Source organism: Tateyamaria rhodophyticola, from assembly GCF_047777875.1.
Classification (GTDB): domain Bacteria; phylum Pseudomonadota; class Alphaproteobacteria; order Rhodobacterales; family Rhodobacteraceae; genus Tateyamaria.
The window spans coordinates 763,337-789,376 of the sequence record NZ_CP180519.1 but is presented as its reverse complement, the minus strand read 5'-3'; the positions used below and the strand labels follow the sequence as shown (position 1 = coordinate 789,376).

24 protein-coding genes are annotated in these 26,040 nt (G+C 63.2%); 19 read left to right on the top strand and 5 right to left on the bottom strand.

Features of this window, described 5'->3' with window-relative positions; translation table 11 throughout:
* Positions 1-158: 158 nt before the first annotated feature.
* From ACERHN_RS05380 to ACERHN_RS05290, 19 genes are all read left to right on the top strand, one after another.
* Complete coding sequence (locus ACERHN_RS05380) at positions 159-1,382, top strand: acyl-CoA dehydrogenase (protein WP_415921622.1); 1,224 nt, start codon at positions 159-161, stop codon at positions 1,380-1,382.
* A gap of 219 nt (positions 1,383-1,601) precedes the next feature.
* On the top strand, positions 1,602-2,648 hold the full coding sequence (locus ACERHN_RS05375; RefSeq protein ID WP_415921621.1) for an ABC transporter ATP-binding protein: 1,047 nt from the start codon (positions 1,602-1,604) through the stop codon (positions 2,646-2,648).
* A gap of 92 nt (positions 2,649-2,740) precedes the next feature.
* Complete coding sequence (locus tag ACERHN_RS05370; RefSeq protein WP_415921620.1) at positions 2,741-3,961, top strand: ABC transporter substrate-binding protein; 1,221 nt, start codon at positions 2,741-2,743, stop codon at positions 3,959-3,961.
* Positions 3,962-4,016: 55 nt separating this feature from the next.
* Positions 4,017-5,522 carry a GMC family oxidoreductase gene (locus ACERHN_RS05365; RefSeq protein WP_415921619.1) on the top strand — a complete coding sequence of 502 codons (1,506 nt, stop codon included), beginning with the start codon at positions 4,017-4,019 and terminating at the stop codon, positions 5,520-5,522.
* Entirely contained in the window at positions 5,519-6,547 is a 1,029-nt protein-coding gene (locus ACERHN_RS05360) for a carbohydrate ABC transporter permease (protein WP_415921618.1), read from the top strand. Before ACERHN_RS05365 ends, ACERHN_RS05360 begins: the two co-directional genes overlap by 4 nt.
* A 27-nt stretch (positions 6,548-6,574) precedes the next feature.
* Positions 6,575-7,729 (top strand): carbohydrate ABC transporter permease, encoded by a 1,155-nt coding sequence (locus ACERHN_RS05355; RefSeq protein ID WP_415921617.1) that lies wholly within the window; start codon positions 6,575-6,577, stop codon positions 7,727-7,729.
* Positions 7,730-7,807: 78 nt separating this feature from the next.
* Positions 7,808-8,338: an ester cyclase gene (locus tag ACERHN_RS05350; protein ID WP_415921616.1), complete on the top strand. Its 531-nt coding sequence runs from the start codon at positions 7,808-7,810 to the stop codon at positions 8,336-8,338.
* A 9-nt stretch (positions 8,339-8,347) separates the two neighbouring features.
* A complete protein-coding gene (gene hisD / locus ACERHN_RS05345) occupies positions 8,348-9,676 on the top strand; it encodes a histidinol dehydrogenase (protein ID WP_415922689.1) in 1,329 nt (442 codons plus the stop codon).
* Positions 9,677-9,730: 54 nt separating this feature from the next.
* The gene (locus ACERHN_RS05340; RefSeq protein ID WP_415921615.1) at positions 9,731-10,759 is read left to right on the top strand and encodes an ester cyclase; all 1,029 of its coding nucleotides are present in this window, start codon (positions 9,731-9,733) and stop codon (positions 10,757-10,759) included.
* Positions 10,756-11,805 (top strand): ester cyclase, encoded by a 1,050-nt coding sequence (locus ACERHN_RS05335; RefSeq protein ID WP_415921614.1) that lies wholly within the window; start codon positions 10,756-10,758, stop codon positions 11,803-11,805. Before ACERHN_RS05340 ends, ACERHN_RS05335 begins: the two co-directional genes overlap by 4 nt.
* Complete coding sequence (locus tag ACERHN_RS05330) at positions 11,802-12,563, top strand: SDR family NAD(P)-dependent oxidoreductase (protein WP_415921613.1); 762 nt, start codon at positions 11,802-11,804, stop codon at positions 12,561-12,563. Before ACERHN_RS05335 ends, ACERHN_RS05330 begins: the two co-directional genes overlap by 4 nt.
* Positions 12,563-13,582 (top strand): LacI family DNA-binding transcriptional regulator, encoded by a 1,020-nt coding sequence (locus ACERHN_RS05325; protein ID WP_415921612.1) that lies wholly within the window; start codon positions 12,563-12,565, stop codon positions 13,580-13,582. Before ACERHN_RS05330 ends, ACERHN_RS05325 begins: the two co-directional genes overlap by 1 nt.
* A complete protein-coding gene (locus tag ACERHN_RS05320; protein ID WP_415921611.1) occupies positions 13,579-14,562 on the top strand; it encodes an ester cyclase in 984 nt (327 codons plus the stop codon). Before ACERHN_RS05325 ends, ACERHN_RS05320 begins: the two co-directional genes overlap by 4 nt.
* Positions 14,563-14,629: 67 nt before the next feature.
* A complete protein-coding gene (locus ACERHN_RS05315; RefSeq protein ID WP_415921610.1) occupies positions 14,630-15,244 on the top strand; it encodes a pyridoxamine 5'-phosphate oxidase family protein in 615 nt (204 codons plus the stop codon).
* Positions 15,241-15,777, top strand: a complete 537-nt coding sequence (locus ACERHN_RS05310) for a DUF6653 family protein (RefSeq protein WP_415921609.1) — start codon at positions 15,241-15,243, stop codon at positions 15,775-15,777. Before ACERHN_RS05315 ends, ACERHN_RS05310 begins: the two co-directional genes overlap by 4 nt.
* Positions 15,774-16,739, top strand: coding sequence for a cupin domain-containing protein (locus ACERHN_RS05305; RefSeq protein WP_415921608.1), 966 nt, complete (start codon positions 15,774-15,776; stop codon positions 16,737-16,739). The genes ACERHN_RS05310 and ACERHN_RS05305 overlap by 4 nt, the downstream gene beginning before the upstream one ends.
* Positions 16,727-17,647, top strand: coding sequence for a hypothetical protein (locus ACERHN_RS05300; RefSeq protein ID WP_415921607.1), 921 nt, complete (start codon positions 16,727-16,729; stop codon positions 17,645-17,647). Before ACERHN_RS05305 ends, ACERHN_RS05300 begins: the two co-directional genes overlap by 13 nt.
* Before the next feature lie 29 nt (positions 17,648-17,676).
* Positions 17,677-18,792 carry a cobalamin-independent methionine synthase II family protein gene (locus ACERHN_RS05295; RefSeq protein ID WP_415921606.1) on the top strand — a complete coding sequence of 372 codons (1,116 nt, stop codon included), beginning with the start codon at positions 17,677-17,679 and terminating at the stop codon, positions 18,790-18,792.
* Positions 18,793-19,001: 209 nt separating this feature from the next.
* Positions 19,002-19,895 (top strand): adenylate/guanylate cyclase domain-containing protein, encoded by an 894-nt coding sequence (locus tag ACERHN_RS05290; protein ID WP_415921605.1) that lies wholly within the window; start codon positions 19,002-19,004, stop codon positions 19,893-19,895.
* Positions 19,896-20,225: 330 nt separating this feature from the next.
* Here ACERHN_RS05290 and ACERHN_RS05285 read toward each other — a convergent pair whose 3' ends face one another.
* From ACERHN_RS05285 to pcaD, 5 genes are all read right to left on the bottom strand, one after another.
* Positions 20,226-21,458 carry a mandelate racemase/muconate lactonizing enzyme family protein gene (locus ACERHN_RS05285; protein WP_415921604.1) on the bottom strand — a complete coding sequence of 411 codons (1,233 nt, stop codon included), beginning with the start codon at positions 21,456-21,458 and terminating at the stop codon, positions 20,226-20,228.
* A gap of 69 nt (positions 21,459-21,527) precedes the next feature.
* Positions 21,528-22,619: a zinc-binding dehydrogenase gene (locus tag ACERHN_RS05280; RefSeq protein ID WP_415921603.1), complete on the bottom strand. Its 1,092-nt coding sequence runs from the start codon at positions 22,617-22,619 to the stop codon at positions 21,528-21,530.
* A 95-nt stretch (positions 22,620-22,714) separates the two neighbouring features.
* Positions 22,715-23,920, bottom strand: a complete 1,206-nt coding sequence (locus tag ACERHN_RS05275) for a TCR/Tet family MFS transporter (RefSeq protein WP_415921602.1) — start codon at positions 23,918-23,920, stop codon at positions 22,715-22,717.
* Positions 23,917-25,239: a lyase family protein gene (locus ACERHN_RS05270; RefSeq protein WP_415921601.1), complete on the bottom strand. Its 1,323-nt coding sequence runs from the start codon at positions 25,237-25,239 to the stop codon at positions 23,917-23,919. Before ACERHN_RS05270 ends, ACERHN_RS05275 begins: the two co-directional genes overlap by 4 nt.
* Positions 25,240-25,242: 3 nt before the next feature.
* Positions 25,243-26,031 carry a 3-oxoadipate enol-lactonase gene (gene pcaD, locus ACERHN_RS05265; protein WP_415922688.1) on the bottom strand — a complete coding sequence of 263 codons (789 nt, stop codon included), beginning with the start codon at positions 26,029-26,031 and terminating at the stop codon, positions 25,243-25,245.
* Positions 26,032-26,040: the final 9 nt, after the last annotated feature.

The window sequence follows — 26,040 nt, the reverse complement described above, 5'->3', positions numbered from 1 at the left end:
TAGACCTGTTTATTGCGCGGTGAATCGGGCGGAATTGGGGCGGAACCGGGGCGCGGGCGCGGTGCTTTGCCTCAATCCCTGCGGCCTTGCGCACCATTGCACATCCGCCTACGCCCGCTACCCTAGGAATATCCGCACTTTGCCCGAAGGAGCGCGCCATGAACGCCGAAGCCAAGATCCTCAAACCCAAGGATGCCCCTGATCTGGGCGCGTTCGACTGGTCTGACCCGTTCCGCCTGTCGGCCCAACTGACCGAGGATGAGCGGATGGTGCAGGCATCCGCCGCAGCTTACGCGTCCGAAAAACTGGCGCCACGCGTGGTCGACGCCTTTGCGGATGAGACAACCGACCCCGACATCTTCCGCGAGATGGGCGAAATGGGCCTGCTGGGCGTGACCTTGCCGGAAACCTATGGCGGTCTGGGTGGCTCTTATGTGGCCTACGGCCTTGTTGCGCGTGAGGTTGAGCGTATCGACAGCGGGTATCGGTCGATGATGTCGGTGCAGTCCAGCCTCGTGATCTATCCGATCTATGCCTACGGCTCCGAAGAACAACGCCGCAAATACCTGCCGAAACTGGCATCAGGCGAATGGATCGGATGCTTTGGCCTGACCGAGCCTGATGCAGGCTCCGATCCTGCGGGCATGAAGACGGTCGCGCGAAAAACCGACGACGGTTATGTCCTCAACGGCTCCAAGATGTGGATTTCCAATGCGCCCATCGCGGATGTGTTCGTGGTTTGGGCCAAGTCCGAGGCGCATGGCGGCAAGATCCGCGGTTTTGTCCTCGAAAAGGGGATGGAGGGCCTCAGCGCGCCCAAGATCGATGGCAAGCTTAGCTTGCGCGCCTCTATCACCGGTGAGATCGTGATGCAGGATGTGTCCGTGGGCGAAGACGCGCTGTTGCCGGATGTGCAGGGTCTGAAGGGGCCATTTGGGTGCCTTAACCGCGCGCGCTACGGTATTTCGTGGGGGGCGATGGGGGCTGCGGAATTCTGCTGGCACGCGGCACGTCAATACGGGCTGGATCGCAAGCAATTCGGCAAGCCGCTGGCGCAAACGCAGCTGTTCCAGAAAAAGCTCGCCGACATGCAGACCGAGATTGCCCTGGGCCTGCAAGCCTCGTTGCAGGTGGGGCGCCTGATGGACGCCGCAGAGGCCGCGCCCGAGATGATTTCTATCGTCAAGCGCAACAATTGCGGCAAGGCGCTGGAGATCGCGCGCCACGCCCGCGACATGCATGGCGGCAATGGAATCAGTGGGGCGTTCGAGGTGATGCGGCACATGATGAACCTCGAGACGGTGAACACCTACGAGGGGACGCATGATGTGCACGCGCTGATCCTTGGCCGGGCGCAAACCGGGTTGCAGGCGTTTTTCTGAACGTCGCCGCACGCGAAGATCGCAGGGCGCATGATCCAAATTCGGTGCAAGTTCTGATACTTGCGCCGATTGCTCCGGCCAGAATTGATCCGCCGCACATATTTGCAGCTGTCATGAGCGATCGTCGCGCCGGTCGCCGGTGAAATTGCACACGTGTGCAAAAATCGCTTGCAGGATGCGCATCCCCGCCCTTACCGTGAGGTAATCCAGGGGGACGCCATGGCTGAAATTCAACTCCGCAATATCAACAAGCGATGGGGCAGCTTTGTCGGTGTCGACAATTTCGACCTGACCATTGCCGATCAGGAATTCCTCGTCCTGCTGGGCCCGTCGGGCTGTGGCAAGACCACGACCATGCGCATGATCGCGGGGCTTGAGGACGCGACCGAAGGCGACATCGTGATCGACGGCAAACGGGTCAATGACCTCGACCCCAAGGACCGCGACGTGGCGATGGTGTTCCAGTCCTACGGGCTTTATCCGCACCTCAACGTCTATGAGAACATCCGGTTTCCCCTGAAAGTCCGCAAGGTGGATCCCGCGACACATGACGAGCGTGTCCGGCGCGCATCGGCCATGGTGGAGCTGGATGAATTCCTGCACCGCAAACCCGCCGAGCTGTCCGGTGGTCAGCGTCAGCGTGTGGCTTTGGCCCGTGCCATCGTCCGCGAACCGAACGTGTTCCTGATGGATGAACCGCTGTCCAACCTCGATGCGAAACTGCGGGTGTCGACGCGGGCGCAGATCAAGAACCTCAGCCACGAGTTGAAGGTGACCACCGTTTACGTGACGCACGATCAGATCGAGGCGATGACGCTGGCCGACCGGGTCGTTGTGATGAAACAGGGCAAGGTGCAGCAGGTGGGCACGCCCACCGAAATCTACGACCGGCCTGCGAATACGTTCGTGGCCAGCTTCATCGGCTCGCCCGCGATGAACCTGATGGAAGGCACGATGGCGGCCGGAACATTCACCGGCGACAACGTGTCGATCAGCGGCCTGACCGCGCCGGACGGTCCTGCGACGCTCGGCTTCAGGGCCGAAGACGCGTCGCTCGCCGAAAGTGGCGGGCAGATCACCGCGCCGATCTACACGATCGAGCTGCTTGGGGATGCGACCATGCTGACGGTGCGCGCGGGTGGCCAACTGGTCTCCGTCAAGGCGCACAAGGAGTTCCGGGCCGAGATCGGCGACACGGTGTCCTTTGATATTCCGGCGGGCATTTGCCACGCCTTCGACAGTTCTTCGGGCGAGCGTCTCGCCTGAGTTCCGCCCGCACAGCCATGTGCGGGCCAATTCGCGGTGGGTGCAGTCTTGCAAGGTGCATCACCGCTCATAACGCAACAGGGAGTTTGCATATGTTTCTGAAAAAACTGGCACTGGCGGGCGCTGTCTCGCTTTTGGGGACGTCGGCCTTTGCCGCGTGTTCCTACGAAAACGATGTGCCGTTGAAGTCGCTGACCGCAGGGTTTGAGGCGTGGAAGGCTGTCACCGACGCCATGGCGGAGTGCGGCAATTTCCAGGCCGAGCTGGACCAGGAGTTCCGCACCAAGCAGCCTGCGGCGTTCGAAGCCAACCCGGCGCTTTATCAGATCGGCGGCGTGTCGAACGGCACGATCACACCGCTCCTGAACGCGGGCACAATCCGCCCGCTGGATGATCTGGTCGCGAAATACGGTGAGAACCTGTCGCCGAACCAGTTGATCCGCGTGGATGGCAAGATCATGGCCGTGGCCATGATGGTGAACACGCAGCACCTGATGTACCGCTCGGACATTCTGGCTGATCTGGGCATCGAGACGCCGACCACATGGGACGAAGTGTTCGCCGCCGCCGACAAGATCAAGGAAGCCGGTGTGGTTGATCACCCGCTGGGCGCCACGATGAAGTCCGGTTGGAACCTCGCGCAGGAATTCGTGAACATGTACCCTGGCTTTGGCGGTGCATTCTTCAACGATGACAACACGACTGCCGTGAATTCCGAAGCGGGCATGAAGGCGCTCGCCACGATGAAGAAGACGCTGGAATACACCGATCCAGAGGTCCTCGTCAGCGACAGCACCTATGTGCAGCAGCAGTTCCAGCAGGGCAAAATCGCCATGGCGAACCTGTGGGCGTCCCGCGCCGGTGCGATGAATGACGAAAACGAAAGCCAGGTGGTTGGCAAAGTGGCCATGGCCGCAGCGCCCATCGCCATGGACGGCAACGCACCCGCCACCACCCTGTGGTGGGACGGTATCGTGATCGCCGCCAACATCACCGACGAAGAGGCTGATGCCGCCTTCCGTCTGGCGATGGAAGGTCTGGACGAGGCGATGGTCACCGCCAACAACGAAGCGGCGATCTGGCTCGTGAACGGTTATGTCCCGGGTGATCTGGCGAAGGGCGCGATTGCCACGGCAACCGCCAACCCCGCACCGCCCCCATACCCGTCGACCACGCAGATGGGTCTGCTGCACACGGCACTGGGCAACGAACTGCCTGCGTTCCTGACAGGGGACCGTGACGCCGAGGCGACGTTGGTTGCCGTCACCGAAGCCTACACAACATCGGCCAAAGAAGCCGGCGTTCTGGAATAATGTCAAAGGGTTGGCCGGGGGTCTCCTCCGGCCAACCCGCACCATGCGGGGGAACATGACACCTGAATTTGATCATATCGTTGTGGGCGGTGGCTCGGCTGGATGCGCGGTGGCGGCGCGTCTTGGCGAACAACCGGGCGCACGCGTTCTGGTGATCGAAGCAGGGCCATCCGACCGCGATATCCGGGTCCGCGTGCCCTTTGGCCTTGTGCATCTGCTGCGGTCGGACAGGCGCAACTGGAAACGCAAGACGGTGCCCATGGCCGCCGCTGGCGGGCGCGCGGTATCCGTGCCGCGGGGCAAGATGCTGGGCGGGTCCGGGTCGATCAATTCGATGGTCTGGTTCCGGGGATGCCGCGCCGATTTCGACGCGTGGAACGTGCCCGGATGGGACAGCGACACGGTCTGGGATGCCTTTGACGCGGTCGAGGCGCGCATGTCGCCCGCCCGCCTGCCGAACCCCCATCCGCTGTCCGAAGCGTTTGGCCGCAGCCTTGCCGCCAATGACCCGAACGCACCGCCCACACCGGAGCGCACCAGCGCGGGCGTGTTCCACTGCAACATGAAAGACGGCGCACGCTGGTCAGCGGCGGACGGGTTTTTGCGCCCATCCGGCGCAGAGGTCATGACGGATGCCGAAGTGGCGCATGTCACCTTTGACGGCGCACGTGCCACCGGCGTTGTCCTGCGCGATGGTCGCGCTCTGCACGCCCGGCAAGGCGTCGTTCTGTCCGCGGGCAGCATCGAAAGCCCGATGATCCTGATGCGGTCGGGCATCGGACCCGGTGCCAATCTGCGCGCTGCCGGGATCACCGTTCATGTGGATGCGCCCGGTGTTGGCGCCAACCTGCACGACCACCCCGGCTTCGGCCTGCATTTCAAAGGATCTGGGTCCGGCTATGGTCTCACCCTTGGCCAGCTGCCCATGTGGGCGTTGTCGCCGTTTCAGTGGCTGTTGACCCGTTCCGGCAGGCTCAGCTCCAACACGGTTGAGGCGGGCGCGTTCTACAGCGTGGGTGATGGCGATGCGCCGGACATCCAGACCCATTTCCTGCCCTTCCTCATGGGCTGGCAGGGGCGCAGTATTATCTGGGGCGCGGGATATTTCGCCGATGTGTGCCTGTGCCAGCCGCGGTCGCGCGGTCGGCTCAGCATAGGGCGCGATCCCTACGCACCGCTGATCGACCTGAACCTGTTCGGTGATGACCATGACCTCGACATGATGGTCAAAGGCGTGGCGCGCCTCCGGACCCTGCTCGCAGATGCCGAATTCGGACGCCGCCGCGCGCCCGAAGCCTTTCCCGGCCCCTCGGTCACCGGCGACGCGCTCCGCGAGGTGATCCGCACCCGTGCCGGCACGGCCTACCACCCCGTGGGCACCGTTGCCCTTGGCGGGCCGCTTGATGCCACGGGCGCGGTCAAAGGCGTGCAGAACCTCTGGGTGGCCGATGCCAGCGTCATGCCGCGCATCACCTCCGCCAACACCAATGCCCCGTCCATGATGATCGGCTGGCAGATCGGGGGGCACGTCGCCACCCAAGCGACAAGGAAAGCAGCATGAAGTTCAAGACCTTCTTCTGGTTCGTGGCCCCATCGGTCTTCATGATGTTGCTGTTCATCGCGGCGCCGCTGATCTCGGTGTTCATCCAGTCGTTCCAGATCACCCAACCCGTGATGCAACAGATCGAGGTGGAAACCTGCACACCCGGCTTCCTGACCCAGACCTGCACGACCGAAATCAAGACCGTCCCGATCATCGACGAAGAGACGGGGCGGACCCAGACCACAACCGAATGGGTCGGCTTCCAAAGCTACCAGAATGTCCTGCAGATGGACAAATTCTGGGCGGCCATCGGGTCGGGCAACTGGGGCGATATCCTGCAAATCGACTTCTGGAAAGCGCTCCGCTTTACGCTCATGTTCACGCTTGTGACGCTGCCTCTGGTGATCGGTGTCGGGCTGATGATTGCGCTTGCCGTGAACAACGCGGCCAAGTCCCTGCGCGGGCCAGTGATCTTTGTGTCGCTCCTGCCGTTCATTATCACGCCCGTGATCGGGTCGCTGTCGATCTACTGGCTCTTTGTGGGGGACGGTATCCTCACGGCGACGCTGGAACGCTGGACCGGGCAGGACATCGCCATGTTCGCCCAATCCTGGACGATCGAACTGCTCATGTACTTCTACCGCGTGTGGCACGTGGCGCCCTTTGCCTTCGTCATCTTCTATGCTGGTCTGCAGACGGTGAACATGGACACGCTGGAAAGCGCGATCATCGACGGCGCCAGCCGCTTTGAGCGCCTGCGTTACGTGATCGTCCCGCACCTGATGCCGCTCATCATCTTTATCGCGCTGATCCACCTGATGGATTGTTACCGGGTCTTCGATGAGATCATCGGTTTCCGCAGCCAGGCGCACGTGATCTCGCTGCAATGGCTGACCTTTGATTTCCTCACACCGGACGACGCGGGCAACCGCGCCATCAGCCGGGCGGCGGCGTCGGCCATGCTGACCATGGTGGGGATCGTGATCCTGCTGATCCTGCCACTGCGCCGCACATGGCGCGACCACAAGGGAGGGGCGCACTGATGTGTTATCCCGAAGGGAGACAAACAGATGTCTAGCAAAGCCACTGCACAGCCGCTCTCGCTCAAACTGGCGTCCGGCACGTTCCTTGCCTTCTGGTGCCTGATCGCGGCCTTCCCCATCGTGTGGATCGCGGTGATGAGCGTCAAATCCCCGCGCGACGCCTTTGACGCCAGCGCTTGGAACGTGATCACCGGACCCGCGACACGGGCCGCCGGAAACGGGCTCAGCATCATCGACATCGTGCTCGGCCTTGCCGTGCTCTATTTCGCCATCCGCTGGGCGTTCACGCGCTTGCCTGCATTGGTCCAACAGTTCTCACCGCCGGGTCTCATTGTGTTGGGATGGCTGGTGGGGGCTGCGGCCTATGGGTTGCTGTTTGTGCTGATCTTCCTCGGCGTGTTGCCATTCGTGACCGGTGCAGTTAACGCGATTGCCGGACCGCTGGGCACGCCGATCCTCGGCCTCACAACCGAACATTACGTGGCAGTGTGGGGCGAAAACCAGTTCTATCGCAACTTCATCAACTCGATGATCGTGACGGCGGGCGTGGTCACCGTCTCGCTGACCGTCGGCACGCTGGCGGGCTACGGGCTGGCACGGTCGGGCTCCAACCTCGCCTTCTGGCTCCTGATCGTGGCGCTTGTGTTCCGCGCCTTGCCGCACTCGGTGCTGGTGGCGGGCTACCTGCCCTGGTTCATCAATTCGGCAGAAATATTGCGCCCGATCCTCGGCGACCTCAGCCCCACGCTCTACGGTCAACCCTGGGCCATCATCGCGGTTCTGGTGGCGATCAACCAACCGTTCACCATCTGGATGCTCCGGTCCTTCTTCCAGAACATCCCCTCCGAACTGGACGAAGCCGCGCGCGTGGATGGCTGTTCCCATTTCCAGGCGTTCCGCCGCGTGATCATGCCCGTCATGTGGCCGGGGGTGATCACCACGGGCCTCTTTTCGTTCCTGCTGGGCTACAACGACTTCCTGGTCACGGCCCTTCTGCTGGATGCGCAAAACCAAACGATGGTTCCGGCCATCGCCGGCTACTTCAACCGTGAAACCACAACCACGGATCAGGTCGAGGCCGTGGCCGCTGCGGTGTCCATCACCGCACCGCTTTTCCTGCTCGTGATGGTGTTCCAGCGCCAGATCGTCAGCGGTCTCACGGCAGGTGCTGTGAAGGGTTAACGGTTTCTTCTGGCTGAAAATACCACGGGGTCTGGGGCAGAGCCCCAGTCCCGCCCGTCAAAAAAGGATAGACGACCAATGAAAGGTTCCCGCCCGGAACAAGCGGTCCTGACCCGCGACACCGACATGTCCAAAACCGACGAAACCCGCGCCGTGATCGAAGGCATGGTGGACGGTTTGAACGATCACCGCATCGACGATATCGGCCAGTTCTTTGCCGAAACCTTCCGCTGGATGGGCAACACCGGCTGCGGCACGAAACACGGGCTGCAGCAGTTTCAGGACAACTGGCAGCGCCCGTTTCAAGCGGCGTTCTCGGACAAGGTCTGTGTGGATGAAGCGCGGCTTTACATGGGGGAGTGGGCGGCGGCCTTTGGCCGCCAGGAGGCCACGCATACCGGCACCTTCATGAACGTGGCCCCCACCGGCAAACGGATCGAGATCCGCTACATGGACTTCTGGAAAGTGGAAGACGGGCGCATCACGGACAATTACGTGATGGTCGATTTCCCCCATGTCCTGGCCCAGCTCGGCGTCGATGTGTTCGACGGTGAGGGCTGGGAAGCTTTTGATCGCGGCGACAAAACCCCGCCGCGCCCCGATACCTGAGGTGAGATGATGACGATTGAATACCTGAAGACGGCGAAGTCCGAAGCCGAGCGTGCGGAGGATGATGCCAAGGTCCGCGCTGCCGTCGAGGCAACGCTTGCGGATATCGAAACACGTGGCGACGTTGCGGTGCGGGAGCTGTCGGAGAAATTCGACAATTACAGCCCTGCGCATTTCCGCCTGTCGCAAAGCGAAATTGACGCGCTGATCGCTGAACTGACCCCGCGCGAGCTCGAAGACATCAAGTTTGCGCAACAGCAGGTGCGCGACTTTGCCCAGGCGCAACGGGACTCGATGCTGGACATCGAGGTCGAAACCATGCCGGGCGTGATCCTCGGGCACAAGAACATCCCCGTGCAGTCCGTGGGCTGTTACGTGCCGGGCGGCAAATTCCCGATGGTTGCGTCTGCGCATATGTCGGTGGCGACGGCGTCGGTGGCGGGCGTGCCGCGCATCATTGCGGCGACGCCGCCCTGGCAGGGCAAGCCCAACCCGGCGGTGATTGCCGCCATGCATCTGGGCGGCGCACATGAGATTTACGTGCTGGGCGGTATCCAGGCCGTGGGCGCCATGGCCATCGGCACGGAGACCATCGACCCGGTGCACATGCTCGTTGGACCGGGAAATGCATTTGTGGCCGAAGCCAAGCGCCAGCTGTTTGGTCGTGTGGGCATCGACCTTTTTGCCGGTCCGACGGAAACGATGCTGATCGCGGATGAAACGGTGGACGCGGAGATGTGTGCAACCGATCTGCTTGGTCAGGCCGAACACGGGTACAACTCTCCGGCTGTTCTGCTCACGAATTCCCGCAAACTGGCCGACGCGACGATCGAAGAGGTGGACAGAATTTTGAAAATTCTGCCCACCGCGGAGACCGCAGCGAAGTCGTGGGATGACTATGGTGAAATCATTCTTTGCGACACCTATGACGAGATGCTGACCGTTGCGGATGATGTGGCGTCGGAACATGTCCAGGTGATGACCGATCGCGATGACTGGTTCCTTGAACATATGACCTGTTACGGGGCGCTGTTCCTTGGGCCGCGCACGAATGTGGCCAATGGCGACAAGGTGATCGGCACGAACCACACGCTGCCGACGAAAAAGGCGGGGCGGTATACGGGCGGTCTTTGGGTCGGCAAATTCTTGAAGACCCACAGCTATCAGAAAGTCACCACGGACGAGGCGGCGGCGGAGATCGGTGCCTATGGTTCGCGATTGTGCATGCTGGAGGGTTTTGTGGGGCATGCCGAGCAATGCAACCTGCGTGTGCGCCGATATGGCGGTGTGAATGTGCCCTATGGAGAGGGCGCGCCGCACAGGGACGCGGCAGAGTAGGGGCGCTGACAGAAGGGGGCTTTGCCCCCCGGCTGCGCCTCCCCCCAGGATTTCTTGGAACAGAGACGAGGATCGCCGGTGCGCGACATCAATCAGCGGAACAAGCAGACGGCGCGGGCGCTTTGGGCCGCACTCGACAGTGATCCGGTCCGCGCGTTGCCGGCGCTGGATCGTGTGAAGCACTGGCAAGGGCCAGAGCCGGTGGGGGTGCAGGGATCGGGCCCGGATATTGTTGCGGCACTTTTCGCGCCTTTGCGCGCGGCGGTGCCGGATTTGCTGCGGCACACGCATATCTTCATGGGGGGCGTTTCTGATGCGCGCGAAGATGGTACGGACGGTGCCGCCTGGGTCGCGGGCACGGGCTATTACACCGGTCGTGCGGTCGCGGATGTGTTTGGCATTCCCGCAACGGAGACAGATTTGCGCATTCGGTGGGGCGAATTCCTGCGCTTTGACGATGCGGGGCGGATCACCCATGCGCAGACGCTCTGGGACCTGGTGGATTGGTGTGAACAGATCGGCCACCCGTTGTTGCCACCACCGCGCGGTGCATCGCATGTCTATCCTGCACCAACGGGGTTCGATGGGGTGCTTGCCGACCCGCAGGACAGCAATGAGACGGCAGCCACATTGCATTTCGGGCGTGATTTCATTTTTGGCGGCTTGAATGGATTTGATGAAAGCGACCTTGGCAGCATGGGCATGGCGAAGTTTTTCCATCCCAACGTCAAATGGTACGGGCCGGGCGGCATTGGGGCCTGTCTGTCGCTGGCAGAATTCGAGACGTTCCATCAAGCACCATGGTTGGCAGCCTTTCCCGACCGCAAGGTCATGCATCTGGAAAGCCTTTTTGCCGAAGGGCGCCTGTTGGCCGCATCGGGTCCAATGGGCGTTGTCGGGCACCACGCCGGTCCGTATCTGGGCCATGCGGCGACAGGGGCGCCAATCGAGGTGTCGGGCCTTGATTTCTGGCTGCGGGACGGGGCGCAGTTCACTGAGAACTGGGTCTTTGTCGATATGATCCACCTGTTCAAGCAGATGGGGATCGACCTCCTGTCACAGTTGCAGGAGCAGGCCGTATGAGCGACCTACACACGGCACATAAGGCGCTCTTGGCGCCGCTGCGCGCAGCGATGTACGATTTCGATCTGGAGACCGTGCGCGCCGCGCTGCACGCCGTCTGTGCACCGGATGTCGCGTTTCATCTGGCCTTTCCGTTTGAGACAACGGCGGGTGTCGATGCCTATGTCGATGCGGTCTATGCCCCGCTGGCGCGCGCCATTCCGGACCTGGAGCGGCGGGATCACATCGTGATGGCTGGACCCACGCCGGAAGGGGCCGATTGGGTCGGGTGTGGCGGTTACTACACCGGGACGTTTGCGGCACCCTGGCTGGATATCCCGGCGACCGGGCACCTCGTGCATATGCGGTTTCACGAATTCTACCGCATCGTGGACGGGCAGATCACGGAGATGCAGGCGCTTTGGGACATCCCCGAGGTTATGATGCAGGCAGGGGCATGGCCGATGGTGCCGTCACTGGGACGGGAATGGCACATCCCGGGGCCTGCGACCTGCGACGGTCTGGTGCCGGGACCCTATGACGGGACCCATGGGGCTGCGACGTGCCAGCATATCATCGATATGCTGACCTATCTGAAAAAGCACCCGGCCGAGGGCGGGCCGGAGGTCATGGAGATGGAGCGGTTCTGGCACCCGCGCATGACATGGTACGGGCCATCGGGTATTGGCACCGGGCGCGGGATCAAGGGGTTTCGCGACTGGCACCAGATCCCGTTCCTGAATGCCATGCCGGACCGGGGCGCGTATGTGGACGAGATCGTCTATCACTTCTTTGGGGATAGGGCCTATGGTGCGGTGACGGGCTGGCCCGACATGTACCAGACGTTGACGCATGGTGGCTGGCTTGGCCTGCCGCCGGTGGGCAAGAAGATCGCAATGCGGAGCCTCGATTTCTGGCGGCTAGAGAACGGATTGATACGGGAGAACTGGGTGATGGTGGATCTGTTGCACATGTATGATCAGATCGGCGTGGATGTGTTTGCGCGGATGCGTGAATTCAACAAGGCGCGGCCCGGGTTTGATCCCGAAACGGGGCGCGCGGCATGACCGATCTGCCCCGCACCCCGCCCCTTGATCTCAGTGGCAAGCGTGCGCTGGTCACGGGCGCGTCCTCCGGCATTGGCTTGGGCTGTGCCGTCGCACTTGCCGAAGCCGACGCGCATGTGGTCTGTGCCGCGCGGCGCGGCGATGTGCTGGCCGATGTGGTGGCGGCGATGCAGGCCGAAGGGTGGAACGCAGAGGCGCTGGTGCTGGATCAGACGGACCTGCCTGCGCTTCGGTCCGCCTTTGCCACGCCGTTTGACGTGGTTCTGAATTCGGCGGGATTGGCGCGGCACGGGCCTGCCATCGACGCCGAGCCTGAGGATTTCGATGCGGTGATCGACATCAACCTGCGCAGCGCGTTTTTCCTGTCCTCTTATGCGGCACGCGCCCTGATGGATGCAGGCAAACCGGGCAGCATCATCCACATCTCGTCGCAGATGGGGCACGTGGGCGGGATCGACCGCAGCGTCTATTGCGCCACGAAACACGCCGTCGAGGGTATGGTCAAAGCGATGGCCATCGAGTGGGGCAAGGCAGGCATTCGCATCAACACGATCTGCCCGACCTTCATCCGCACGGCCCTGACGGCGGCCACCTTCGACAATCCCGAGCGCTATGCCTGGATCATGGACAAGATCAAGCTGCCGCGTGTGGGCGAGGTCAGCGACATCATGGGCGCGGTGCAGTTCCTTGCCTCTGACGCGTCGGCCATGGTGACGGGCACGCATATGCTGATTGACGGCGGGTGGACGGCGGACTGATGCCAGACAAGGTCACAGCGCTGGATGTTGCGGAACGGGCAGGCGTGTCGCGGTCGGCGGTCAGCCGTGTGTTTACCCCCGGTGCGTCGGTGTCCAAACGCACCGCGGACAAGGTGCGGCTGGCGGCATCGGCGCTTGGCTACCGGCCCAACGTGCTGGCGCGCGGCCTGATCACGGGGCGCAGTCGCATCATCGGGTTGCTGGTCGCCTATCTGGAGAACCACTTCTACCCCGAAGCGATCGAGCGGCTGAGCCGCTTGTTGCAGGAGCAGGGATACCACGTTCTGGTCTTCATGGCCTCGAACTCGGTCAATGAGGCCGACGAGGTGATGGAGGAATTGCTGGATTATCAGGTCGACGGCATCATCGCGGCCAGTGTCGGCATGTCCAACGACCTCACGCAGCGCTGCGAAGCGGCGGGCATTCCCATCGTGCTCTTCAACCGGACGCAAGACGATGCGCGCCTGTCCGCGGTGACGTCGGACAACCATGCTGGTGGCCGCAAGCTGGCCGAGTTCCTTGTCGCAGGGGGGCACAACCGGATTGCCCACATCGCGGGATGGGAAGGCGCATCGACCCAACGGGATCGAGAGGCCGGGTTTCTCGCCGGATTGCAGGACGCTGGCCGGACGCTTTTTGCCCGTGGGGTCAGCGATTTTGACTTTGAAAAGGCGCGCGCCGTCGCCCGCGACATGTTCAGCCGCCCCGACCACCCGGACGCGGTGTTTTGCGCCAATGACCACATGGCGTTTGCAGTGATGGACGTGTTGCGCTTTGAACTTGGCCTGAACGTGCCGGATGACGTGTCGGTCGTGGGCTATGACGATGTGACATTGTCGGCGTGGCCCAGCTATGACCTGACCACCGTGCGCCAGCCCGCTGGTCGCCTTGCGGAGGCGGCCATCGAAATTCTCATGGACCGGCTTGCCGATCCCGAAACCGTACCCCGCCGTGTGGCGCTTGATGGGCCTCTCATCCTGCGCGGCTCGGCCCGTATCCCCGAAGGATGGACCACATGAAGGGCTTTTCGAACCGTTGGGCAGATTTTCCCGACTATATCATCGGCATCACCAAGGAGATCTGGGAAGATCGCGGCATTGCCACGCTGCACCACTACTACAGCCCGGATATCGTCGTGCGCTCGCCCGCTTCTGTTGTCATTGGCAATGAAAAGGTGATCGGCGCGACCATGGCGACGCTGGCCGAATTTCCGGACCGGGAATTGCTGGGCGAAGACGTGATCTGGTCCGGCACCCCGGAAGAGGGGATGTTGTCGTCGCACCGCATCCTGTCCACCGCGACGCACATGGCCGATGGCGTCTATGGCAAGGCGTCGGGCAAGAAGCTGCAATACCGCATCATGGCCGACTGCCATGCGATCAACGATCAGATCAACGACGAATGGCTGATCCGCGATCAGACGGCCATCGTGCGCCAGATCGGGTGGGACGCCAAGGACTATGCCGCCGATCTCATCGCGCGCGAAGGTGGCCCGGACGCCTGCGTGCGACCACTGACGCCCGAGACGGACCAACCCGGCCCCTACAAGGGGCGCGGCAATGACAACGCATGGGGTGCGAAATACGCCAGCATTCTGAACCGGATCATGAGCGCGGACATGGCCGCGATCCCGTCCGAATATGACCGCGCGGTGCAGTCGGAATATCCCGGCGGCGAGACGGGGCATGGCACGGGGCCGGTGGACCGCTTCTGGATGGGACTGCGCGCGTCGTTCCCCGATGCCACGTTCACCATCGACCACCAGATCGGGCGCGACGATCCCACCATGCCGCCACGCTCTGCCATCCGGTGGAGCCTGCACGGCAAGCATGATGGCTGGGGCTACTTCGGGGCGCCTACGGGGGCCGAGGTCTATGTTATCGGTATCAGCCACGCGGAGTTCGGATCGCTCGGGGCGGCGCCTGCCAAAATCCGGCGCGAGTTCACGTTGTTTGATGAGACATCGGTGTGGAAACAGATCCTGTTGCAGACAGGGTAGGCCGATGTGTTTGCGCGGTACCTGCACGTTCTGCAATGCTGTTTCACAAGGGCGGCTGGGGTAAGACATGCAACGCTATGACGACATCATGTTCACGGACGGGGTCAAGGCCCTGCAGGAAGCGGATGGCAGCGCCGACATGTACGCCCGCAGCTATGGCGCACGGGCGCGTCCGCTCAATGACGATGACATCGCCTTTGTCACCAGCCGCACGTCCTTTTACCTGGGCACCGTCTCCGAGACCGGCTGGCCCTACATCCAGCACCGCGGCGGCCCGCGCGGCTTTCTCAAGGTGCTGGATGATCACACGCTCGCCTTTGCCGACTACAGGGGCAACAAGCAGCACATATCCGAAGGCAATGTGGCCGCGGATGACCGTGTGTCACTCTTCCTCATGGACTATCCCCGCAAGGCGCGGATGAAATTGCAGGGGCGGGCCCGGTTTGTTCAGGCCGCAGACGACCCGGCGCTGGCGGCGCGGCTCGACATGGATGGGCAGGGACCTGTGGAGCGGCTGGTGGTGATCACGCTGGAGGCCTTCGACTGGAACTGTCCGCAGTTCATCAGCCCGCGCTTTGACGCCGCAGAGATCGCGCAGCTGGTGGGGCCGGAGATGGACAAGCTGAGCGCCCGCATCGCAGCACTTGAGGCCGAAAACGCAGCGCTGAAGGGGCAGGGATGACCGACATCTACCGCCATGCCGAACGCCTGATGGGGATGGGGGATGCCGATTGGCGACGCCATGCCAACCCGCTCAGCGTCTGGACGCGGTTCACCTGTCTGCCGCTTCTGGTGCTGGCGGTGTGGTCGCGCACGTGGATCGGCTGGGGCGCGCTGCCACTGTTTGCGCTGGCCGCTGCGTGGACCTGGTTCAACCCGCGCGCCTTTGCGCCGCCACGCGATTACGGCGCTTGGGCGTCGCGCGCGACACTGGGTGAACGCGTGTTCCTTGCGCGCGATCGCCATGATATCCCGGTGCACCACATCCGCGCCGCACATATTCTGACCGGGCTCAGCGCGCTTGGCGCGGTGCCCCTGATCTATGGGCTGCTCATCTTGGACGCCTGGATCACCACGCTTGGCATGGTTGCGACCGTGCTGCCCAAGGTCTGGTTCTGTGACCGCATGGTCTGGATCCACGCCGACCTGACCCGAAGAACGCCGGGCGATCCGATGCCCGAACCGCTCTTGCCACCAGAAAGGACACCCCGATGACCCCCGCCGAAATGGAACCGCGCATTGTACGCTATGGCGAGCTGAAGCCATGCAAGACCGCCTTTATCGACGCGCATACGCCCGGCTCCGATCAGAAGGAGAATTTTACCATCATCGGCGGCGGTGTCTCTGAAAGCCCGGACCAGCACGTCCACATCGGCATCCCGCATGGTTTCAACATCGGTGCGGCGGGCCAGCCGCCGAAATGCCGCAACTCGCTGCACAGTCACCGCACGGCGGAGGTGTTCTTTGTCCTGTCGGGCCGGTGGCGCTTTTTCTGGGGCCGGTATGGCACTGCGGGCGAGGTTGTTCTGGAAGAGGGCGACATCATCAACATCCCCACGGGGATCTTCCGCGGGTTCGAAAACATCGGCACCGATTACGGGATGATCATGGCGATCCTGGGCGGGGACGATGCGGGCGGCGGCGTGATCTGGGCCCCGCAGGTGATCGAGGACGCAACCGACCACGGGCTTGTTCTGGGCGAGAATGGCAAACTCTATGACAGCAAGAAGGGCGAAGCCCTGCCCGAGGGTGTAAACCCGATGCCGGTGCTGACCGAGGAAGAGCTGAAAGGCTATCCAGAGATGTCACCGATGCAGGTGGTGGGCATGGGCGTGCGCCGATATTGGGACATGGTGTGCCTGGCCAAGGACACACCGTGTAAGGTGATTGGCGAGACGGGGATCATCCGGGACAAGCCAGGGTTTGAGGTCGATCTGGTGACTCGCTCCAGCGCGTCGGCAGAGATGCACAGCCATGCGCATCCATCGGTCCTGATGCCGATGCGTGGCCATTGGCGCGTGACCTGGGACGGAGGAGAGACGACGCTAGCCCCCGGTGACACCATGAGCATGCCGGAAAACATGCCGCACGCAGCCGTGCCCTCCATGACCGGGGAGGCGTCGCTTTATCACGTGGTCGGCACGGACGATCCCGCCGGGCCGACATGGCAAGGCTGATTGCCGCTCTGCTCTGCCTTTTGGGCAGTGTGGCCAGCGCCCAGGTCTGGGTGCCGGCGCGGTCGGATGACGGCCATTTCATCTATCACACGGCGCGGGCGGGGGCCGGGGTTGCCTTTGCCTGCTATGCGCCGTCGCCACAGGGCAAGTCCGCATGGGACGTCGGCGCACATGAGGTCGAAGCGACACCGCAGGGCATGATCCGCCTGGAGTTCGATCTGCGCCTGATCCCCGCGACGGGGCAGGGCACCGACCGACGCGGCGACGTCACGCTTTGGGTCGATCAGGTGGGCTACCGCCTGCCTGAAATGCAGTACAGCGACTTTGATGGCTACTGGGGCGTGCCGTTGCATTGGGACGATGCGCTCTTTACGGCGCTGCGCGGGGCAGGGGCGATCGTTCTGGCGCCCGGCAATGATCCCGCCTGGCAACTGCCCGTAACCGGTATCGCGCAGGCGCTTGAGGCGGTGCGCACTGGGTGTGCCGCCGATTGGTCCGCTGTGCAACCGGCGCGGAGCGCAACGGTCAGCGTTCCGCCACAGATCCCCGCGCATGTCACCCAAGGGTGCGGCGGGGCGGCACCGGTCCCCATCGACGCGTTACAGGCCGGGGACCTTGACCGCGACGGTGCGCCGGATTTCGTGTTGAACTGGGGCGCGATCACCTGTCCCGGCGCCGTGTCGCGCCCGTTCTGCGGTGCCGCCAATTGCAGCCACGATGTCTTTCTGTCGTCGCACGGCTACGCCAATCCGACCGCCATCCTGGGCACGGGCGTGGACATTGTCGCCTATCCTGATGGGCGGCTGGCCTTGCAGCGTGTGGGCACCTTTTCGCTGTGCGGTGCGACCGGAGAATTCTGTGCCGCGCCGCTTGTCTGGGATGGTGCTTCGTTCTCGGACGGGCCATAAAGGCGGTCACGAAGGCGTGAGGAAAGATTATGGTCCAGACCACACATGTCGGCAGTTTGCCCCGAACCCAGGACGTTGTTGATTTCATCTTTGCCCGCGAACGCGGCGAAGCGTTCGAGCAGGCGGAGTTTGATGCGGCCATGACCGCAGCGGTCGATTCCACCGTCGCCAAACAGGTCGCCGCCGGGGTCGATATCGTCAGCGATGGCGAGACGTCCAAAATCAGCTATGCCACCTATGTCAAGGATCGCTATACCGGGTTTTCCGGTGACAGCCCGCGCAACGCGCCTGCCGACCTCAAGCTGTTCCCCAGCTTTCTCAAGCGATTGGCGGATGATGGCGGCACGCCGCAATATGCGCGGCCCATGTGCACCGGCGACGTCAAAAGCCGGGGGCAGGGCGAGCTGCAAAAGGACATCGCCAACCTCAAGGCGGCCATGGCGGCCCATGGGGTCGAGCGCGGTTTCATGAATGCCGCGTCACCCGGTGTGATCTCGCTTTTCCTGCAAAACGATCACTACCCGACACGCGATGCCTACCTCGCCGCGCTCGCCGATGCGATGAAAGAGGAATACGAAACCATTGTCGCGGCGGGGCTTGATCTGCAACTGGATTGTCCCGATCTCGCGCTCAGCCGTCACATGCTGTTTGCCGATCTCAGCGATGCGGAGTTCGTGAAGATCGCGGATGCGCATGTTGAGGCGTTGAACCATGCGCTGGCGAATGTTCCTGCGGAACAGGTGCGCGTGCACATCTGCTGGGGCAATTACGAGGGTCCGCATGTCTGCGACATCGACATGGATACGGTGTTCCCGACCCTGATGGCGACCAAGGCCCGCTATGTCCTGTTTGAGACATCGAACCCGCGCCACGCGCATGAATGGACGGTGTTCCGCGACCGCAAGAATGAGATCCCCGATGACAAGGTTCTGGTGCCGGGCGTGGTCGACACCACCACAAACTTTGTCGAACACCCCGAGGTCGTCCGACAGCGCATCGAACGGTTCACCGGGATTGTCGGTGCCGACCGTGTCATCGCGGGCAGCGATTGCGGTTTCGGCACGTTTGCTGGCTTTGGCGCAGTTGATCCCGACATCGCCTATGCCAAGCTGAAAGCGCTCAGCGCGGGGGCCGCGCTGGCCTGACGCTGATTCGCGCCATTTTGGCGGTTTGCACGCTCCGAAAGGAAATCAGCGGGCGGATATGCCGCCTGCTTTCCCGTACCGCGTGTCCTGATGCGCTCAAACGTGATGATTTCCGCTCCTGAGCGTGTAGACTCGCTGCATTTAAACCTGTTTGATTCGAGACAGAGCTCTTTTTTGGGGAACGGCAACGACATGGGGGTCACGCCGGTATGAGCATTGAACGTGCTATTTTGATGGCCGACGTGTCTGGCAGCACACCGCTGTACCAGCGGCACGGTGACACCGAGGCCAGCCGGCTCGTGTTCGAATGTGTCGAAGGGATGCAGCAGATTGCGACCGCACGCGGCGGCGACTTTGTACGTTCCAAGGGCGACGATGTGCTGTGCCTGTTCGAAGACGCGGATCAGGCGATGATCGCGGCCAAGGAAATCCTTGATCTTGGCGCCACGGGCGCTGTGTCTGTGCATGCCGGTCTTCATTGGGGAACCGTGCTGTATCGCGGCAATGAGTTGTTCGGCAACGCCATCAATGTCTGTGCCCGCCTGTCGAGCCAGGCCAAGGAAAACGAGGTGCTGATCAGCAAGACGCTGGTGCAGCACGTGACGGCACAGCAGAATTTCGACCTGCGCTCCATGGGGGAGATCACGTTGCGCGGCACAGATGTGCCGACGGAGATTTTCGCCCTTCTGGCCGAAACCGAAGAAGAAGACGGCGTGACGAAGATGATCGCGCAGCCCACCATGTTCAACATGGCCCAAGCCACCAAGGTCGCGAACACAGCGCTTCAGTTGTCTTACGAAGGCTGGACCCAAACCGTGCCCGAAGGCGGCGAGGTCAAGATCGGGCGGTCTCCGCAATGTGATCTGGTGATGCCGCAGGCCTGGGTCAGTCGCGTGCACGGCGCAGTCAGCGTGCGTGGCGGCATTGTCGAGTTCAAGGACAGCTCTTCCGCGGGATCGACCGTCAGCATCGGGGATCACCCCGAATTCTACATCCGCCGCCAGACCATCGCGCTCACCGGCAGCGGTGTGATCGAACTGGGCAGCCTCGCGACCGGCGACACGCTGCCCCGTATCGTCTATTCCGTGCTTCAGGTCAGCTAACCGTTGCAGGCGCAGCCGTTGCCCTTGCGGCAGGTATAGGTGCGCGAGATGCAGCTGTTTCCACATGCCTTTCCCTTGCGGCACATCTTGCAGCATGATTGCGACACCGCCTCGCCCTGCTGCGCATCAAGAAGGCGTTCCATAGGGCTCAGAGGTGGCGCGATCTGCTCCGCTGGGGTCGGATCGGCAAGGGCCGGACTGCACAGGGCCGCACACAGGGCCGCAGCAAAAATTGACTTCATGGAATGGCTTTCAACTGGCTCACGCAACACGCGTTAACCATTTGTTAACCCATTCCACTTGACCAACCCATGCGGGTGTTTGGCGCACTCAATCGCGCGGGGCTGGCGCGCCGCCTTCAAAGGCATTGCCCTCCACGTAGTCACAGGGCGCCTCCTGCATCTGCAAATGCAACCCGTCGCCGGTATAGGGGTGCGCGCGGGCCAACGCCTCGTCCACGTCGATCCCGAGGCCGGGGGCCTCTGGCGGTGTGATGAACCCGTCCTCGACCCGAATTGTCCCTCGGATGAGGTGATCGTGGAACGGCGTCTCAATCGTCTCGCACATCAAAAGGTTCGGGATGGACGCGGCAAGGTGGATGTTCGCGGCCCATTCCACCGGACCGGCATACAGATGCGGGGCCATCTGCGCGTTATAGACTTCGGCCATCGCGGCGACCTTCTTCACCTCCCAAATGCCGCCCGCCCGGCCCAGGGCCGGTTGCAGGATCGTCGCCGCCCCACTGCGCAGCACGGGGGCAAATTCGGCCTTGGTGGTCAACCGCTCGCCCGTGGCGATCGGAATGCGCACCGCGCGCGCCACCTTGGCCATCTCTTCGACGGCATCTGGCGGAATGGGCTCCTCGAACCACAGGGGGGCATAGGGTTCGAGCGCCTGGCCCAGGCGAATGGCACCGGCGGTCGTGAACTGCCCATGCGTACCAAAGAGCAGATCGGCCCGGTCGCCCACGGCCGCGCGGATCGCTTTGCAAAACGCCACAGACTGCGAAATGTCCCGCATCCCCGGCATGTGCCCGCCCCGCATTGTATAGGGACCGGCGGGGTCAAATTTCACCGCCGTGTAGCCGCGCGCAACACAGTCCAACGCCGCCTCTGCCGCCATATCGGGCGCGGTCCAGAACTGGTCGAGCCCGTGATGCGCCAGCGGATACAGATAGGTATAGGCCCGGATACGCGCGTTCATCCGCCCGCCCAGCAGCGCCCAGACGGGCCGCCCCCGTGCCTTGCCAAGAATGTCCCAACAGGCAATCTCAAGCCCCGAAAACGCGCCCATCACAGTCAGGTCAGGCCGCTGCGTGAATCCCGAGGAATAGGCACGCCGGTACATCAACTCGATGTTCTCGGGGCTCTCGCCCGCCATGTGGCGCGCAAAGACGTCCTCGATAACCGCGCGCATCGCTTCCGGACCAACGGAGGCCGCATAACACTCGCCCCACCCGACGATCCCGTCATCGGTCGTAACCTTCACAAGGATCCAGTACCGCCCACCCCATCCCGGGGCCGGAGGGGCCGTGACGATCACATCCAAATCACGCAGTTTCATGAGACATCCAATGCTTCATCTCGCCAGATAAACTCCGGGGGGCCCGGAACGGGCGGGGGCAGAGCCCCCTCAACGGTCAAATACAATCACATTCCGCCGGGCCTTGCCGGACTTGGTGTTGGCAATCGCCTCGTTGATCTGATCCAGCGACCAACGCCCGGAAATCAGGCTGTCCAGCTGCAGCCGTCCCTGAAGATACAGATCGACCATCCACGGGATGTCCCGCTGGATCACGACATCGCCCATCTTCGACCCCACCATGCCCTGCCCAAGGGCGGCGAGGATCACCGGCTCATATTCCGTCGTGGCGCCGGAATGCGGCATGCCGACCATGACGACCTTGCCACCGGTGCCAAGATAGCGTGGCGCCTGTTCATATGCGGGTATCGCGCCGACCGTCACAATCACGGCCTCCGCCCCCTTGCCGCCAAGCGCCGTGTAACTGGCGCGCCACGGCGCCTTGTGCGTGGCCAGAACCCCGTGCGTCGCGCCAAAGGCCATGGCGTCGTCGAGCTTTTCCTCACTCATGTCGACGGCCACGATGCGCCGGGCCCCTGCGATGCGCGCGCCCTGGATCGCGTTGAGGCCGACGCCGCCCGCACCGATCACCACGACATCTTCCCCGGCGCGCAGACCGGCGGCGTTCACCACCGCGCCGACGCCCGTGATGACACCGCAGGCGATCAGGCTGGCGGCATCCTTGGGCATGTCACCGGGGATCTTCACGACCTGACTGCGATCCACCACCACCCGTTCGGCAAAGGCACCACAGGCCATCGCCTGATGCAGCTTGCCCTCATCCGCGGTGCGGATCGGCCCCGCATCGCCGTCATAGGGTGTGTCACACACCGTCGGCTTTCCGGACGCGCAATTCGAACATGCGCCACAGGCCCGGATCAGTGTCACCACCACGCTGTCCCCTTCGCTCAGCCCAACCACACCCGGGCCAACGCCGCTCACCCGGCCTGCGGCCTCGTGGCCATACACCGCGGGCAGGCTGCCGCCCCAGGCCCCGTCGGCATAGGAAATGTCGGAGTGGCAGATCGCCACGGCGTCAAGGGTCACTTCGACTTCGCCCGTTTCGGGCGCGCGGATCAGGATGTCCTCGATCTCCAGCGGCGCGCCAAAGGTGCGGCACACGGCGGCTTTGATTGTTTGCATGGTCCCTCGCAGATTTTGCAACCGACCGTGCCGCAGCATCGCGCCCAAGGCTAGAGCGAAACCGACACAAACCCGGTCCCTGCGCGTTCCTGACGTCAGGTGAATACAAACCTGCGACTGGCGCGCAGGAACACGCCAAGCGACGCCGCCATCAACAGCGCCGACAGCAGAAACGGCGCACCCGGCAGGTACACCGGGCTCGCAGGGCCGATTGCAGCTGAAAACGATGCCGTCATGATCAGCGGCGAAATCACCATGGCCAGTGCGGACATCGACACCAACGCGCCTTGCAATTCACCTTGCGCGTCATCGCTCACAGCCTTGGACATGATCCCCTGCAAGGCGGGTGTGATGACGGCTGGCAGCGCCGCCAGCGGCGTCAGGATCAGCAGGGCCGTGCCGGACCACACGAAACCGATCAGCAGGAACACTCCGATATCGGCGGCGTGCCCATAAATCACTGCACCGCGTTCCCCCAGCATGCGCAGGATCGGGCGGATCAATCCGCCCTGAATCGCGGCCAGCGATATGCCAAAGAGAAACAGGGAAAAGCCGATCATGCCGGGCGACCAGTCGAACCGCTCTGACGTGTAATACGCCCACACCGCAGGATAGACGGTAAAGGCCACCTGATAGAGGAAATACACCAGCAAAAGCGGTCCCAACCCGGGCAACCGGCTCAGATGCCGGAACACCCCAAGCGGATTGGCCCGCCCCCAGCTGAAGGCCCGGCGGATCCGGTCATCCACCGTTTCGGTCAGCACCAGATATCCGAACACGGCATTGATCCCGGCAAGTGCTGCGGCGGCATAAAACGGCGCGCGTGTCCCGTATTCGGCCAGCAGACCCCCGATGACCGGGCCAAACACAAACCCCATGCCGAATGCTGCTCCGATCAGGCCGAAATTCGCGGCCTTGTCCTCGGGCGCAGAGATGTCTGCCATGTAGGCGTTCGCCGTCGATTGGGTGGCGGCCGTGATCCCGCCCACAATCCGTCCCAACAGCAAGAGCCAGATCGTGCCCGCCACCGCCATGACCAGGTAATCCGCGACCAGCACGACAAGCGACCCAAGCAAGATGGGCCGCCGCCCATAGCGGTCGGACAACGCCCCCAAAAGCGGGCCAAACAGGAACTGCATCGCTGCAAAAACGGTCGACAGGACACCGCCCCACAGCGCGGCCTTGCCGATGTCGCCCCCGCGCACTTCGAGGATCAGATCGGGCATGACCGGCACGATCAACCCGATGCCCATCGCGTCGATCATCACGGTGAACAGGATGAACAGAACGCCCGGCTTCATATCCCGTCCACACGGGCGGCAAAGGCCCGCGCCGCATCAGGCGCGTCGCCCATCTGCAACCGCGGATCAAACAGATCACCCGGCAAATCCGGGTGCGCCGCCCGCGCCACCGCTTCGAGCGTTTGCCCGCTGCTCACAGCCTCGGCCACGAGCGCTTTGGTCGCCTCCTGCGCCGCGGGTCGCGCCATCCGTGCCGCCAGCGCAAAGCTCAGCGCTTCTGCATGCACCGCGCCCATGCCGCCAAGGTTGCCCGCCATCCGCGCGGGCACTGGTTCCAGACCATCCAGCACCTGCACGGCCGTCTCAAGCGCTGCGGCGCAGGTCAGAACAACCTGCGGCAGCGCCATCCATTCCGCAAACCAAGCCCCGCCGTCGCGCTGGTGTTGATGCGCACTTGCGGCCTGCAAGGTGACCATGGCGCCGCGCATCTGATGACCCAAGGCCACCAGCACGGACGGCCCCACCGGGTTCTGCTTTTGCGGCATGGTCGACGACCCACCTGCACCCACCAGGCGCACCTCGCCCACCTCGGAGGCCGCCATGGCAACCAGCGTCGCGCCAAGTGCGGCCAGGGTTTCCACCACCTGCGACATCCACGCCGTCATGCGCAGGATCGGCCCCCGATCGGTGTGCCAGCTGCGTCCGGGATCGTGCAGCGACAGGGCGTCCGCCAACGCTGCGCGTATCTCGCCCGCCGCACCCCCCAGGGCAGCGGACGTGCCCGCCGCCCCACTCAGCGACACCCACAACGCGTCCTTGCGCACCCCGGGCAGCGCATCCAACGTATCCGCCAGCGGCGCGCCCCGCTGCGCGATCACCGCGCCAAAACTTGTGGGCGTCGCCACCTGCGCATAGGTGCGCGCGGCCATGGGCAACGCCGCATGCGCGCCCGCCATCCGCCCCATCAGGCGCAAGGTATCGCGCAAACGGTCTTCCATCGCAGCCAGCGTCTGGCGCAGCCGCAGCATCTGCCCGGTGTCGATAATGTCCTGACTGGTGGCACCCCAATGCATATATTGTGCGTGTTCCGGTGCCTCCATCGCCTTGCGGAACGCCGCCACCAGCGCAGGGACCGCAACCCCGTTGCGCGCCGTTTCCTGTGCAAGACCGGCGGGATCAATCTGCACCTCCATGGCGGACCGGTGGATAAAGGCGCCGCTCACTTCCGGTATCACGCCCGCCTTGCCCTGCACGCGGGCCAATGCACCTTCGACCAGCAACATCGCCCGCACCTCGGACGTGGCGGTCCACAACCGACCGACATCGCCGGTGGGAAACAGGCCCGCATAAAGCGCTGAAGAAAACACCGAAGCCGCCATGGCCTACATATGCCCCGTCGCCGCGATGAAATCGCGCAGCAGGCCCGCAAACTCCTCCGGCTGTTCGACACATGGCAAATGCCCGGCCTTGCGGATCAAGGCGAATTGGCTGCCGGGGATCAGATCCACGGTCTCACGCACCAGATCCGGTGGGGTCGAGCCGTCCTCATACCCCGCAATCCCCAGCGTCGGCAGTCGCAATGTGGCGGTTGTGGCATAGAAATCCGTGCCCGAAATCGCCGCCGAACATCCCGCATATCCTGCATCCGGCTGGCGCACCAACATGTTGCGCCACAACGGCAATTCCGGTCCCGCACGGAAGGTCGCAGAAAACCACCGCTCCATAACCGCGTCGGCCAGCGCCTCGATGCCACCCGCTTCAACGGCGGCAATCCGGTCGGCCCACATCGCCTTGGTCCCGATCTTGGCTCCGGTGTTCGACAGCACCATCGCCCGTATCAGATCCATCCGCTTCACCGCCAGACCCTGCGCGATCATGCCCCCGATCGACAGCCCCACAAACAGTACATCGCGAAACCCCAAACGGTCCATCAACCGCTCCGTATCCCCGACCAGAGCGCCCATCGCATAAGGGGCGGTGGGACAGGACGACAAACCATGCCCGCGCTTGTCAAACCGCAGGATACGCAGACCCGCAGGCAACAGCGGCAGGATCGGATCCCACAACCGCATATCCGTGCCGAGCGAATTGACAAAAACAACCGGTGCTCCGTCCTCTGGACCGTCAATCCGGTAATGCAGGGCCACATCGCCCAAATCCGCCATGTGCATCATCACGTC

Bases quoted from the DNA above. Each gene is read 5' to 3' on its own strand.
- ACERHN_RS05350 (WP_415921616.1), top strand. From the start codon at position 7,808: ATGAAAGGTTCCCGCCCGGAACAAGCGGTCCTGACCCGCGACACCGAC.
- ACERHN_RS05355 (WP_415921617.1), top strand. From the start codon at position 6,575: ATGTCTAGCAAAGCCACTGCACAGCCGCTCTCGCTCAAACTGGCGTCC.
- ACERHN_RS05280 (WP_415921603.1), bottom strand. From the start codon at position 22,619: ATGCAAACAATCAAAGCCGCCGTGTGCCGCACCTTTGGCGCGCCGCTG.
- ACERHN_RS05300 (WP_415921607.1), top strand. From the start codon at position 16,727: ATGGCAAGGCTGATTGCCGCTCTGCTCTGCCTTTTGGGCAGTGTGGCC.
- ACERHN_RS05285 (WP_415921604.1), bottom strand. From the start codon at position 21,458: ATGAAACTGCGTGATTTGGATGTGATCGTCACGGCCCCTCCGGCCCCG.
- ACERHN_RS05375 (WP_415921621.1), top strand. From the start codon at position 1,602: ATGGCTGAAATTCAACTCCGCAATATCAACAAGCGATGGGGCAGCTTT.
- ACERHN_RS05330 (WP_415921613.1), top strand. From the start codon at position 11,802: ATGACCGATCTGCCCCGCACCCCGCCCCTTGATCTCAGTGGCAAGCGT.
- ACERHN_RS05370 (WP_415921620.1), top strand. From the start codon at position 2,741: ATGTTTCTGAAAAAACTGGCACTGGCGGGCGCTGTCTCGCTTTTGGGG.
- ACERHN_RS05305 (WP_415921608.1), top strand. From the start codon at position 15,774: ATGACCCCCGCCGAAATGGAACCGCGCATTGTACGCTATGGCGAGCTG.
- ACERHN_RS05365 (WP_415921619.1), top strand. From the start codon at position 4,017: ATGACACCTGAATTTGATCATATCGTTGTGGGCGGTGGCTCGGCTGGA.
- ACERHN_RS05335 (WP_415921614.1), top strand. From the start codon at position 10,756: ATGAGCGACCTACACACGGCACATAAGGCGCTCTTGGCGCCGCTGCGC.
- ACERHN_RS05360 (WP_415921618.1), top strand. From the start codon at position 5,519: ATGAAGTTCAAGACCTTCTTCTGGTTCGTGGCCCCATCGGTCTTCATG.
- hisD (WP_415922689.1), top strand. From the start codon at position 8,348: ATGACGATTGAATACCTGAAGACGGCGAAGTCCGAAGCCGAGCGTGCG.
- ACERHN_RS05315 (WP_415921610.1), top strand. From the start codon at position 14,630: ATGCAACGCTATGACGACATCATGTTCACGGACGGGGTCAAGGCCCTG.
- ACERHN_RS05290 (WP_415921605.1), top strand. From the start codon at position 19,002: ATGAGCATTGAACGTGCTATTTTGATGGCCGACGTGTCTGGCAGCACA.
- ACERHN_RS05295 (WP_415921606.1), top strand. From the start codon at position 17,677: ATGGTCCAGACCACACATGTCGGCAGTTTGCCCCGAACCCAGGACGTT.
- ACERHN_RS05275 (WP_415921602.1), bottom strand. From the start codon at position 23,920: ATGAAGCCGGGCGTTCTGTTCATCCTGTTCACCGTGATGATCGACGCG.
- ACERHN_RS05310 (WP_415921609.1), top strand. From the start codon at position 15,241: ATGACCGACATCTACCGCCATGCCGAACGCCTGATGGGGATGGGGGAT.
- ACERHN_RS05320 (WP_415921611.1), top strand. From the start codon at position 13,579: ATGAAGGGCTTTTCGAACCGTTGGGCAGATTTTCCCGACTATATCATC.
- ACERHN_RS05325 (WP_415921612.1), top strand. From the start codon at position 12,563: ATGCCAGACAAGGTCACAGCGCTGGATGTTGCGGAACGGGCAGGCGTG.
- ACERHN_RS05270 (WP_415921601.1), bottom strand. From the start codon at position 25,239: ATGGCGGCTTCGGTGTTTTCTTCAGCGCTTTATGCGGGCCTGTTTCCC.
- ACERHN_RS05380 (WP_415921622.1), top strand. From the start codon at position 159: ATGAACGCCGAAGCCAAGATCCTCAAACCCAAGGATGCCCCTGATCTG.
- pcaD (WP_415922688.1), bottom strand. From the start codon at position 26,031: ATGCACATGGCGGATTTGGGCGATGTGGCCCTGCATTACCGGATTGAC.